Below are 13,634 nucleotides of genomic sequence, written 5' to 3'. Positions count from 1 at the left end.
TGATTATAAATTCAGATACAATGAGACAAAGTAATTGCGGCCATAGCCTTGGAAGTATTTGTTGCCAAAATTGGGTGTCCCGCTTGAGGCATCTTGGTTGCGTTGTCTAAAATTGGCATTTCGGGCTTGTTCGTAACCTCCGGTTTTGTAATGGGTGTCCAAAAGATTGGTAACACTCATAAACAATCCAAGAGTTTTCCCTTTGACTCTCCACGTTTTTCCACCAGTGAGATTGAGCAGAAGGACAGGGTCTAATTTTTCTTGACGCAGTAATTCTTTGGCTCGTTCTTCGGTGGCTTCAGGAAAAGGAAAACCGTTGGCTGGATTTCTGAAAAAAATAGCTGTTCTAGCAATGGGGGAAACAGAGATATAGGATTCGGTAATGTAATTTACATTGGTATCCAACCACCAATAGTGTGGGTCGCGATATTCTAATCCCGCACTATAGGCCTGTTGAGGTAAACCAGCTTGATGGTAATTTTTGAGAATGGCTTTTCCAAAATCAAAAACAGGATTGCTGTTGTCTACCGAGGCTTGGGCATCATTCGTTATGGTAACGTTGGGGTTGCTGGCATAAGTGTAGCGTCCGTAAGCGGCAGCTAAAGTTGTTTTGAGTGTGGCACTAATGGGATATTCAATACTTAATTCGGCACCATAATTTTGTTTGTCGAGGTGGGTAAGCGTTTGCCCCACAAAAGCATCGGTATTGGTGTAACCCGCTCCATCATCGAAAATACCTTCGGCGTAGAAAAAAGAATTCTCTGTGGTGTTTTTTAGATAAGAATAATAAGCAGTCGCTCTTACTTTTATGATTGGCGTTCGATACAAATAGGTTGCTTCGATGCTACTATGGGTTTCATTAGTAAGACCACTTACAAGGGAATTGTTTAAGCGGGCGTTGGGAAAAGTGTTTTGAATGGTTGGGGCTTTACTTAGGTGCGCGGCGTGAAATAAAACTGCTTGTTTTCCAGAAATCGAATAGGTCATTCCTGTCTTGAAACCAAAATTCTCGAAGTTGATTGTGTTGCTTTTGCCTAAAGAATTGTTCTCATAGAGTCCGTTTTTGTACAATCCTTCGCGCTGATAGTTGGTCATTGAAAATTCCTGTCCAAGATAAAATTGCAGCTTTCGGAATCGGAATTGGAACTGGGTGAACGCTTGAATTACTTGCGCTCTTATGAAATAGTTATAGCCATAGGTATCGCCTTCGACTACTTGTCTGTTGGGATGATTCAAATCGGATTGGGCTTGATTGCCGTTATAAAACGCATCGATGTCTTCAAAATAGCTGCCGCCCAAAAGGTCGATTACTTTTTGATAGTGTTGTGTTTTTGAGCTTTTGAAATTCGCGCCAGCCGTTAAGGCAACAGCTTCTGAGAGTTGTGTATTCAAAAGCGTATTCGCAGCTAGGATGGTTTCATCGGCTCGGTCTTCATAGACGATGTAGTTGCTTTTGGAAGGTTCGTATCCGATGATGGTTCCATTCGAATTTAAAATCGGTTGTTGATTGGCTTGGTAAAGTGCCGACCAATTGATTTGTGGATTTTCTAAAAAGGCCAATCGACTTTTTTCGGCATTCTCTTCATCGGGAATGAAAGCACCTGAAAATTCGCCTTGGTCTTTTTCGTACAGCGAAGTGTAGTAGCTTGGCATTTTACGATAATAGGTCGGGTCAGGATTGTTGGCATTTTGAAAATCTATATTGCTATTGCTGATGTTCCCCCACTGATAAAGCACTCCGGATTGTAGTTGTGTTTTGTCGTTGATTTTGAAATAATGGTTGAGTAGGAGCAGCGGTTCTTGTACGGTTTTGATTCTGGCGTTTCGTTGTTTGCCATTTTGAAAACCCCAATACGAATTGTATCGCGAACCCATTAGATTATAAACTTCGTCGGTATTGGGAGCGGTTTTGGCTCTTGAGTTGGGAGTATAAATACCAGTGAAATTGAGCGAATGGTTTTCACCAAATTGTTTTTCGACGCTGATGAAAGCCGAGTTGCCATCAAAATGCGTGCCTTCGAAATACGGATTTTCGCCGATTCTTTTTCCAGCCGAAACTACGAATGCCCAGCCTTTTTTGCTTACTCCAGAAGCATAGGTTGCCATCATTCGCCAGTTGTAGGTGGTATTGGTTCCGGCAAAAGAGAGTCGAGAACCCGATCGATAGACAGATGCCCTAGTATTGATTTGCTGTGCACCTAAAATCCCTCCAAAACTGTAGTCAAAAGCGGCGGTGCCAATGACGATTTCTTGGTTGCGCAGCACATCGTTGATGCCTCCCCAATCGCCCCATTGTGGTCGACCATCGTATACTTTGTTTAATGTCAACCCATTTAAGAGTAAAGTGGCATTTTCGGCATCGAGTCCTCGAATCCTAAAACGGGTTTGTCCCCATTGAAAAGCGGCCGCTTGTTGAAACACATCTCGAGAGGCTTGTAATAACGGTGCGGTACTTTCTGAACCATTAAAATCATCATTCAATTGTTCTTCGGATAGGGCGATGGTGGCGCTTTGTATTTCGGCCATTGGGTCTGTGGAGAGTGCAATAGTCCCTAAATCGGTGATGGTTTTGGGAGCAACGGTAACGGCTAATAATTGGTCTTTGTAGCCTTGACTATGGAGTAATACATAATAGGCGTTGGGCGGTAACTGGTCGAAAAGCACGGTTCCAGAAGTGGAGGTAAGTTGTAAAAAGCTAGTGTTTTGTACACTAACTACCACTGAGGGCAGCGCTTTTTGGGATTGGGTTTCGATTATTTTGAGCGTAAAACCAGCCGTGTTTTGTGCGTAATTTTTTTGAATGAATAATAGGCAACCAAGAATAGATAACTTTTTCAGCATAGGCGTTTATAAAATGTAAAGTACTGTTACATTGGAGGACCCAATAAAAAGGAATCCTCCAATACAACAGCTTGTGGAGTGCAACACTCCCATTAATTAATAAAACGTTTTTGGAAATTTGAGCACGAGGCTCAAATGAGCTGCATTATGAATTGGTATTAAAAGTTTGGTTTTATAACTGATTGATAATCAATAACAGCAACATTGTAAATGTAATAAAAAAACTATTAACTTTTATTATAACAAAAATTTTTTTTCCTTTTTTTGTTTTGAAAAGCTAAAATTTATCGTCTAGCCCTGATGGGAGCGGCATCCTTTTTTTCCTGGCTGGCCGTTTTACAAACGGTGAGCTAGGAAAAAAAGATATAGCGTACAGCAGGACAACTCGTCTGGAATAGCAGGGTCGTGTGCTCCTTACAATTAGGCTTCGATTTTTATTTTGGATACCATAAAGGCGATTAAAAATCCGAAGATGCCAATAAATGCGAATGAAAATTGCAAACCAAAAGCTTGAGCAATATGCCCAATAACGGGTGGTCCCATTAAAAATCCGAGGAAACTTACGCTTGAGACTGCGGTGAGCGCTTCGCCTGTTGGGATGGTTGGGTGTTTTCCTGCGATGCTATACAAGGTTGGAATGATAGTCGAAACGCCTAGTCCAACAAACATAAAGGCGATGGTTGCGGGGATTAGGTACGGAAAAAATACGGCGGAGAACAAACCTGTAGAAATGACACACCCGCTGATTTGCATTACTTTTTTGCGTCCCCATTTTTGGGTAAGACGGTCGCCGAAAAAGCGGCCGCTGGCCATCATTATCATAAAGGAAGTGTAGCCCAAAACCACTAAAGGACCCGGAACTTTGACTACGTCTTTGAAATACACACCGCTCCAATCAAACATCACGCCTTCGCTAGCCATACAACAAAAGCCAATAACGCCTAGCCAAATTAAGGTAGGGTCGGGTTTGAAAAAGGGTTTTTTCTTTTCGGTTTTTTGGGTTTCTTTGGCTCGGATGAGCAATTTGTAATTGAAGGCAACTAGCGCTACTACTATAGCTGCAATTATAATAAAATGGGTATAAGTGCTGAGTTCTAAGGCTAAAATTCCGAGTCCGATTAAGGCTCCTGTAAAACCAGCCAAGCTCCACATTCCGTGAAAAGACAACATAATATTGCGCTTAAAAAGGCCTTCGGTATAGACGCCTTGGGTGTTTACCGAAATATTGGTTAAGTTGGCGGTAAGTCCAAAGGCAAAAAGCCCCAGTGCCAATTGCCAAGCGTTTTGTGCCAAAGCTAAGTTGGTCAAACTAACAGCATATAATAAAATTGAGACGGGCAATACTCTGTGACTTCCATAACATGTGACCAATTTTCCTGAGAAAAACATCATAGTAAGTTGCCCCACAGGAAGTGCAAATAATATGGTGCCCAAAGTACCCTCACTGAGTTGTAAAGCGGTTTTGATGGTTGGAATTCGACTCGCCCAAGTGGCAAAAGTAAGTCCCATTCCGAAATAAAACATAGCCACCGCCCAACGTATTCTGTTGAGGTAAGAGACTTTGGCTTCGGCGTAAGCTTTTTTGTATTTCCCTTTGGGTTTCAATCGGCCTAAGAAGTTGAGGTAAATCAAAGGATTGGTTTTTAGAGTTTTAAGCGCCAAAATTACAAAAAAGAACGGCTTATTGTGTCATAATAACACATTTTAATGATTTACAACGATATTGTTTATAAGTTGATTCTTTGCTGTTGTTGATGACTAGCGATTGCCGCCTCTATGATTTGCATCACTTGAACGCCTTCTGCTGCGGAAACTGGGACTTTTTTTCCGTGAAGAATGGCTTGGTACACTCCCTCAAAAAAAGCATAGTAATTGCCTTGTTCTGTGGGCACGAATTCTTTGAGAATGGTTCCGTTGTTTTCGGTGTGAAGCAGTCCTTTTAGGTGTTCGGGTTCGGTGCCCCAATCTGTGGTGTTGGGTTTTTTACCTAATTTTAATTCGTCTTCTTGTACATCGCCACGAGCTTTCAAAAACGAACCTTTTTTGCCGTGAAGCGTATACGATGGATGCGGTTCGCGCACAAAGAAACCAGCTTTGAGTCGGACTCTTAAGTCGGGATAAAATAACGTGATATCAATCCAATCATCTACTAAAGAATGGGCTCTAGTAATTCGAATGTCTCCGTTTACTGCCTTTGGGAAACCAAACAAGCACAAGGCTTGGTCGATGATATGAGGCCCTAAATCTTTCAAAATTCCAGCACCAGCATTTTGGGTTTCTTTGTGGACTTTTGGACTCAAATTGGGATTGTAGCGGTCAAAGTGAATCTCGGCTTCTACAATATCGCCAAGGATTTTCTCTTGCAGTATTTTTTGAACGGTTTTGAAGTCGCTGTCCCATCTTCGGTTTTGAAAAACGGCTAATTGCAGTCCTTTTTCGTTGGCCAAAGCGGCTAGTTCTTGGGCTTCGGCAACGGTGGTGGTGAAAGCTTTCTCTACGATGGCGTGTTTTCCGGCGAGCAAGACTTGTTTGGCGTATTCAAAATGCGTTCCCACAGGCGTATTCACAATTACCAAATCGCAATCGTCTTGGAGTAAAGCTTCTAAAGTGGCGTAGCTTTTTACTTCAGGGAAATCGGATTGGATGAGTCTTTTGCTGCGTTCCCAAGCGCCCGTTATTTCAAAACCGGGATGTAAATCGAGAAAAGGAGCGTGGAATACTTTTCCGGACATTCCGTAGGAGAGTAGTGCCGTTTTAATTTTTTGCATAGATTGAAAGATTGAAAAGATTGAAACAAAAAAATCCTCCGGACAAATTTAGGAAGAAATACTTAGCTTCATTTTATTTCTCCAACATAATGAGCAAATTATAACAATGCAACGATGAAAAGGGTTTCCCAAAACCACGAGATAAAAAAAATAGCTTTAGTTGAAAGGAGACAAGTGATTTAACAAACATTTAAATCTGTATGTAGTATATTGCGCTATCAAATTAAAATAGAAACGCTACTTTTGTGCGTTATTTAAGAACTAAAAGTAAACAATGGAAATCGTTATCAAGTTTGCTCAATTTTTATTGAGTTTGTCCTTATTAATTATTCTTCACGAATTGGGACATTTTATTCCTGCCAAATTATTCAAAACTAGAGTAGAGAAATTTTACTTGTTTTTTGACCTTAAATTTTCGTTACTCAAAAAGAAAATAGGCGAAACCGAATACGGTATTGGTTGGTTGCCTCTTGGGGGTTATGTAAAAATCTCTGGGATGATTGACGAGAGTATGGATAAGGAACAAATGGCCTTGCCTCCACAACCTTGGGAATTCCGTTCGAAACCCGCTTGGCAACGTTTGATTATTATGTTGGGTGGCGTTACGGTAAATTTCATTTTGGCTTTCATTATTTATATAGGAATGGCTTTTGCTTATGGCGATGCTTTTGTGGCGATGGCCGATATGAAAGACGGATTATTGATAGAAAACCCCGTGATGAACAAAATTGGTTTCCAAACGGGAGATAAAATCCTTAGTATTGATGGCGAAAAAATCGAAAAATACGACAACGAAATCAATATGAAATTGATAATGGGGAAACAAGTCCAAATCGAAAGAAATGGCGCTACTCAAACCATTCAAATGCCTGTTGATTTAGTGGACCAATTGTCAAAATTAGAAAAAGGACCTTTAGTGAATATCCGAATGCCGTTTGCCGTTACCGCTATTCCTGAAGAATCTTTAAATAAACAATTGCAGCCTAAAGACGTTATCGTTTCTATGAATGGCCAACCTGCCAAATATTACGATCAAGTTAAGGCCATCCTAAAGGCGAACAAAGGTAAAACCCTTCCAGCAGTTGTAATTCGCAACGAAAAAGAAGTGCCTGTACAAGTAATCGTGAACCAAGAAGCGAAATTGGGGATACAAATGGGTAGTTTAGGATTAGAATCTTTAGAGAAATTAGGTTACTATAAAATCAGTAAGCAAGAATATGGTTTCTTCGAATCGATTCCGGTGGGAATTGAAAGAGGGAAAGACCAATTGTTAGGCTACGGTAAACAATTGAAAATGATTTTCAATCCAGAAACCAAAGCTTACAAACAAGTGGGTGGATTTGCAGCTATTTTTAATATTTTCCCTAGTTCTTGGAGCTGGGAAGTGTTCTGGAACATCACCGCTTTATTATCGATTATGTTGGGAGTAATGAATTTATTGCCAATCCCAGCGTTGGATGGTGGTCACGTAATGTTTTTGTTGTACGAAATCATTAGTGGCAAAAAACCAAGTGACAAATTCTTAGAGAATGCTCAAATGGTTGGTTTTGTTTTACTTATCTCATTGCTTTTATTTGCTAACGGGAACGACATTTACAAAGCGATTGTAGGCAAGTAAAAAAAATCAAAAAAAATTTATTTTTTGTTTGCAAAACTTGAAATTAGGTGTATCTTTGCAACCGCTTAGACAAACAAACAATGTCAGTCAAAGCCAAAGAAAACGTTCCTACTACGCATTATAATACACAGTTTCCTCCTTAGCTCAGTTGGTTAGAGCATCTGACTGTTAATCAGAGGGTCCTTGGTTCGAGCCCAAGAGGGGGAGCTTAAAAGCCTGACAGCAATGTCGGGCTTTTTTTATGGAATAAACTTTTGGGACTTGGTTTCATTCTAAATATTACCCTTTCGATTATCATTTAACGATACTAATTACTTGTAAGATAATTTTGTTTTTCTTCTGTTTATGAAGTTACTTCCCAAGACATTTTTTGTAAGTTTGTGTGGGTAGTCATTTTGAAGGCTATTCAGATTAGGAAATTGACCAAACTGCGTATGCATTGTATGGGTTGACGGAGGAGGAAATAGTAATTGTGGAGAATAGTTAATATGGAGAATATAAAAGACTTTGATTTTGAACTGAATTTAGAATTTGAAGGTAATAAAAATCCTTCAGAGGCCTTCATACAGTTGGCAAAACTATATGAAAAATTAATTGTTTTTGATAAGCATATTGCTTACAATATCTCTGTGGATTCTAAAGTGGAGTATGATTTAGTAGATATTGAGTTTGGTTCTATTAAAACAAAAATTAAACAAGTTTTTATCAATATTCCTGATGATGTCCTAAAAGATATTTTGAATCCATCAGCTTGGTTTGGTCATTTATTGGTATATGTCAAACACCGTTTATTAAAATCTATTGAAAATAACGAATTAACAAGTAAGAAAGATTTAGATAAGATTACTAGTGACATTAATCTTAATATTAAAAAATTAGCACCTAAAAATCTAATGATTTTAGAAGTTAATAATTATTATGTCTTAAATACAATTAATGACATTACAACACAAACAAAAAAATTAAAGAAGGACGAAGCATTTTCCTTTAAAAGTAAAAAAGGAATCGCAAAAATAGATAATAGAAATTTTGTTGATATGCCTAAGATATTGAAAGAAATGGGAGATGAGACATTTCAACAAGAGAGAGTTGAAATTTTGAAAATTAAAACAATGGATTTGCTTTCCGATAATACTTATTGGAAGTTAATAAGAGAAGGAAAAACAGTAGATGTTAAAATTTTAGATGCAGATTGGTTAGAAAAATATCATAATAGACAGTTTATAATTCAACCGAATGACAATCTAAAATTGCAATTGAAGATAATTTATACTACTAGTCACAATTTTGACAAACCAAAAATCACATATGAAGCTCTAAAGGTGATTGAAATTATCCCTCCTAAAGAAACAGAAGAAGATGAACAAACTAATTTGTTTTTAAATACTTGATAATGATTTTATACCACAATACAGCCAATACCCTTGAACAAGTAAAGGAAAAGCCTTTTAAACTGGAGCGAGAGATTCAAAACCTTTTTGAAAACAATCTTCAAAACATTATGGGGTTGCAAATGGTGAAATCAGAGTTTACCATCAAGAATAAGCGAATTGATACCTTAGCTTATGATAAGCAATCGAACGCTTTTATCATTATAGAGTACAAGCGAGACAAAAACTATAGTGTGGTAGACCAAGGCTTGACTTATTTAAACTTAATGCTACAAAACAAAGCAGAGTTCATTTTAACTTATAATGAAACCTTACCCGAGAGTTTGCATAGTAAAGATGTTGATTGGTCACAATCTCGTGTGGCTTTTGTATCACCTAGTTTTACGGAAAATCAAATATCGGCCAGTGATTTTAAAGATTTTGGAATTGAGTTATGGGAAGTAAAACAGTTTGAAAACAATACCATAAGCATTAATAGTATCAAAAAAAGTTCGGGTGCGCCAAGTATTAAACCGCTTCTAGAGAATAATGAGAAATTAAAAGAGGTAAAAGAAAACATAAAAGTGTTTTCAGAAGAAGACCATTTATCTAGTGGTTCAGATACTTCGAGGGAATTGTATGAAAAGTTTAAATCTGCCATCCTTAATCTTTCAGATGGAATCGAAGTTATACCCCAAAAATATTATATCGCCTTCAAAAAAGGGTCAAACATTTCAGATATTGAAATGCAAAAGAAAGGCTTGAAAATATTCATAAATACCAAAATAGGTTCGTTAGATGACCCCAAAGGTATCGCCAAAGACGTTTCCACAATCGGACATCGAGGCAACGGAGATTATCAAATCCAAATAGAAAATGACAAGGATTTGGAATATATAATGAGTTTAATAAAACAGGTAATTAGTGTATAGTTTCTTGCAAAATACTTAATTTTAATAACTAATAACAGGCCTTTCTCCCAGAAATCTTTGGGATATGAAAAAGTTTTATGACCGCTATAAAGACTCAGATGAAAAACTGCGACACAGCGTCGCACTTTTACCTTGGAAACATAATTTATTGATAATGAGTAAAACCACTACTGATGACGAGGCATTGTTTTACACTTCAAAAACAGTAGAATTGGCTTGGACAAGAGATATTTTGAAGAACGTTTCCAATTGCGCCCGCACTGCGGACGCAATTTCATAAATCATAAATAGAATGGAACTAAAAAAAGAGATTGAAAAACTGAGCAAAGGAGAATAAGATTGCAATGAAACTCAGCATTAGAATAGTAATTAAGCTCTATAGTCACCAAAGCTATTTATAAACAAAGCCCGACAAACTCTTCTTGTCGGGCTTTGGTTATTTATGCATTTTCCAGTGGAAAGGCTTCAAGAAACTCCTTGGAATTTGCCCTTCGACTGTGCTCAGGATGACCTCTTGGAATTTGGAATTTATTTTTTTTGAGATTTTCACTTTTAAATAACCAACGTCAACTGATTCCTTTTTCGGGCTTCGTCTACTTCAACTCTTTTGTTTAAAATAAGTTACTGATATTTTAAAATATACTTTTTAAAACTTTTCAATTTATTCACAACATTATCAAAAACTTTCAAAAAATTAATTGCATTTTTGTGAAAATTTTAACTTTAATATGAAAAAACTTTTACTTTTTTTTTTGGCCTTAGTCACTATGGCAACACACTCACAAACGGCTGGCGATATTGCGCAAAGCTATGGAGTTCCAGGAACGGGTTTTAATGGCGAAGTACGAACTACTAAAATACAAGCCGATGGAAAAATAATAGTTGGTGGAGCTTTTACTACCTACAACGGTGTTTCTGTAAATAAGATTATTCGTTTAAATACCAATGGTACCATCGACACTTCTTTTGACACAGGTACAGGGTTTAATAACGAAGTACGAACTACTAAAATACAAGCCGATGGGAAAATACTTGTAGGTGGATTTTTCACTACCTATAAAGGCGTTACTCAAAACTATATCATCCGCCTGAATAATGATGGTAGCAAAGACACTACTTTTAATATAGGAACAGGGTTTGATTTCATAGTTTTTTCTATAGAACAACAAACCGATGGTAAAATACTAGTAGGAGGGAATTTTAATAACTACAACGGGGTAACAGCAAACAGAATAATCCGTTTGAATAGTGATGGAAGCAAAGACACTTCTTTTACTACTGGAACAGGGTTTGGTAATGTAGTTCATAATATAGCACTACAAGCTAATGGTAAAATACTAGTAGGTGGTTATTTCTCTACCTATAACGAAATTACCGAAAATGGAATCATCCGTTTAAACAGCGACGGCACCAAAGATACAACTTTTAATATAGGCGCTGGGTTTACAAATGCTGCGTATACTGACAAGGTTTACAAAATATTTCCACAAACCGATGGTAAAATACTAGTAGGCGGGAATTTCACTACCTACAATGGAGTTACTGAAAACAATATCATCCGTTTGAATAGTGATGGAAGCAAAGATACTTCTTTTACTACAGGAACAGGGTTTGATGGCTATGTTTATGACATAGCCCTACAAGCCAATAGTAAAATACTTGTAGGTGGATTATTCACTAACTATCAAGGAATTACTGAAAAAAGCATCATCCGTTTGAATACCGATGGAAGCAAAGATACTTCTTTTACTTCAGGAACAGGGTTTGGTAATAGTGTTAACTCAATAGAACTACAAACTGATGGTAAAATCTTAGCTAGTGGAGGATTTACATCATATAATGGTGTGGCTGAAAAAAGAATCATACGTTTAAACACCGATGGTACAAATGACACTACTTTTAATAACGGTCAGTTTGATAATATCATTAGAACAACCGAAGAACAAACTGATGGGAAAATACTAGTAGGAGGTCTTTTTACTTCTTTTAAAGGAAGTACCGAAAACAGAATCATTCGATTAAATACTGATGGTAGTAAAGATACTAACTTTAACACCGGAACAGGCTTTGATGGTACCGTATACACCATCAAAAAACAAACCGATGGAAAAATTATAGTGGGAGGAAATTTTACAACCTACAAAGGAGTTGCTCAGAATTACCTGATTCGTTTGAATACCGATGGTACAAAAGATGCTAGTTTTGATATAGGAACTGGTTTTAATGCTTCTGTAAGATCTGTCAAAATACTAGACAATGGTAAAATTTTGGTAGGTGGTACCTTTACCAATTATCTAGGTGTTACCGCAAATAAATTAATTCTTTTAAATGCCGATGGTACTAAAGATACTTCATTTAACACAGGTACAGGTTTTAATAGTGATGTGTATACCATGGCACAACAAACGGATGGAAAAATTCTTGTAGGTGGAAATTTCTATTGGTACAACGGAACTTATTCACCCAATATTATCCGTTTGAATGCCGATGGCACAATAGATCCTTTATTTAATATAGGTTCAGGATTTGATTGGTATATTGCCACAATTGAAGTACAAGCCAATGGGAAAATACTTGTAGGCGGACAGTTCGGTACCTACAACGGAGTTTCCGAAAACAGAATTATTCGTTTAAATACCGATGGTAGTAAAGACACTACTTTTAACAATGTAATAAACTTTACTACCGGTGTACTCACAACAAAACAACAAGCCAATGGGAAAATACTTGTAGGCGGACAGTTCGGCACCTACTACGGCGGTACCGAAAACAGAATTGTTTGTTTAAATACTGATGGTACCAAAGATATTGCTTTTATAAACGGGACAGGTTTCAATGATGCTGTTTTTTCTATCCAAGAACTTTCTGACGGTAAAATACTTGTAGGAGGAAATTTCACTACTTATAAAGGAGATACTAGCTCCGCTTATTTAATTAAATTACACACTGAAGCAAGCATATCTAATACTGCTATTCTTACTCAAATTGGTAAAGAAGGTGACGCTCCAAATAAAGTAATATCTACCGTAACTACAGCGCAGTTAGGTCAAATTTTACCCGCTATCACAGACATTGTAGCGGCTAACGAAGCGGCATACCAAGCGTATATTGATGCTAATCCAGCGTTGTTTGCTTCTCCTGCTACTGTTGCAGAAGTTCAAGCTATGGTAACGGCTGTAAATGCAGAAGTTGTTGCTCAAGCTGCATCTACTGCTGTTCTTACTCAAATTGGTAATGAAGGTGATGCTCCAAATACAGTAACATCTGCAGTAACTACGGCGCAGTTAGGTCAAATTTTACCCGCTATCACAGACATTGTAGCGGCTAACGAAGCGGCATACCAAGCATATATTGATGCTAATCCAGCGTTGTTTGCTTCTCCTGCTACTGTTGCAGAAGTACAAGCTATGGTAACGGCTGTAAATGCAGAAGTTGTTGCTCAAGCTGCATCTACTGCTGTTCTTACTCAAATTGGTAATGAAGGTGATGCTCCAAATACAGTAACATCTACAGTAACTACGGCGCAGTTAGGTCAAATTTTACCCGCTATCACAGACATTGTAGCGGCTAACGAAGCGGCATACCAAGCGTATATTGATGCTAATCCAGCGTTGTTTGCTTCTCCTGCTACTGTTGCAGAAGTTCAAGCTATGGTAACGGCTGTAAATGCTGTTTTATCAACAGGTAATTTTGATGTAACTACAAAATTAGTGGTTTACCCTAACCCATCTGACGCTATTTTTAATATCGAAATTGATCAAAATGCTTCGTTGGAACTTTTTGACATCATAGGAAAACAATTGAAATCTAGTGAAATTAATTTAGGGACATCTCAAATAGATTTAACTAATTATAATTCGGGTGTGTATTTCTTAATAATAACTAACGAAACTAATCAAACTAAAACTGTTCGATTAATTAAACAATAGAGTAACTATAAAAAATAGTTACTTCATGTAAAAGCAAGCCACCTTAGGGTGGTTTGCTTTTTTATACTGATTTAATACTATTTGCAAAACGAAGGCTTAATTACTTCTAAAAAAGCAATTATAGAATGAAAAAAATGAAATTTACAAAAGATAATAAAAACAAAACGAACCATGTT

At 37.4% G+C, this 13,634-nt stretch carries 8 protein-coding genes and 1 tRNA gene; 6 read left to right on the top strand and 3 right to left on the bottom strand.

The features are described 5' to 3' along the window. Nucleotides 1-3: 3 nt before the first annotated feature. The 3 genes from FLB_RS10680 to FLB_RS10670 all read right to left on the bottom strand — a co-directional run bounded on the left by FLB_RS10680 (nucleotide 4) and on the right by FLB_RS10670 (nucleotide 5,609). Nucleotides 4-2,841: a TonB-dependent receptor plug domain-containing protein gene (locus FLB_RS10680; RefSeq protein ID WP_064715945.1), complete on the bottom strand. Its 2,838-nt coding sequence runs from the start codon at nucleotides 2,839-2,841 to the stop codon at nucleotides 4-6. A gap of 420 nt (nucleotides 2,842-3,261) precedes the next feature. Next, nucleotides 3,262-4,473, bottom strand: coding sequence for an MFS transporter (locus tag FLB_RS10675; RefSeq protein WP_064716091.1), 1,212 nt, complete (start codon nucleotides 4,471-4,473; stop codon nucleotides 3,262-3,264). A gap of 95 nt (nucleotides 4,474-4,568) precedes the next feature. Then, complete coding sequence (locus FLB_RS10670; protein ID WP_064715944.1) at nucleotides 4,569-5,609, bottom strand: Gfo/Idh/MocA family oxidoreductase; 1,041 nt, start codon at nucleotides 5,607-5,609, stop codon at nucleotides 4,569-4,571. A gap of 274 nt (nucleotides 5,610-5,883) precedes the next feature. Between FLB_RS10670 and rseP the strand changes: the two genes are divergently transcribed. From rseP to FLB_RS10640, 6 genes are all read left to right on the top strand, one after another. Beyond that, nucleotides 5,884-7,227: an RIP metalloprotease RseP gene (rseP, locus tag FLB_RS10665; RefSeq protein ID WP_064715943.1), complete on the top strand. Its 1,344-nt coding sequence runs from the start codon at nucleotides 5,884-5,886 to the stop codon at nucleotides 7,225-7,227. A 133-nt stretch (nucleotides 7,228-7,360) separates the two neighbouring features. Further along, nucleotides 7,361-7,434 (top strand) — tRNA-Asn (locus FLB_RS10660). Between the two features lie 281 nt (nucleotides 7,435-7,715). Then, nucleotides 7,716-8,618, top strand: coding sequence for a hypothetical protein (locus FLB_RS10655; RefSeq protein WP_064715942.1), 903 nt, complete (start codon nucleotides 7,716-7,718; stop codon nucleotides 8,616-8,618). 2 nt (nucleotides 8,619-8,620) lie between these two features. Next, nucleotides 8,621-9,529 (top strand): DUF5655 domain-containing protein, encoded by a 909-nt coding sequence (locus FLB_RS10650; RefSeq protein ID WP_064715941.1) that lies wholly within the window; start codon nucleotides 8,621-8,623, stop codon nucleotides 9,527-9,529. A gap of 31 nt (nucleotides 9,530-9,560) precedes the next feature. Next, nucleotides 9,561-9,809, top strand: a complete 249-nt coding sequence (locus FLB_RS10645; protein WP_262487462.1) for a DUF1016 N-terminal domain-containing protein — start codon at nucleotides 9,561-9,563, stop codon at nucleotides 9,807-9,809. A gap of 448 nt (nucleotides 9,810-10,257) precedes the next feature. Further along, entirely contained in the window at nucleotides 10,258-13,458 is a 3,201-nt protein-coding gene (locus tag FLB_RS10640; protein ID WP_064715939.1) for a T9SS type A sorting domain-containing protein, read from the top strand. The last annotated feature ends 176 nt before the right edge of the window (nucleotides 13,459-13,634 follow it).

It is taken from the genome of Flavobacterium succinicans (assembly GCF_001662485.1).
In the GTDB taxonomy this organism is placed as follows: Bacteria; Bacteroidota; Bacteroidia; order Flavobacteriales; family Flavobacteriaceae; genus Flavobacterium; species Flavobacterium succinicans_A.
The sequence above is the reverse complement of the archived record's forward strand: the minus strand, read 5'-3'. Positions and strand labels throughout refer to the sequence as shown.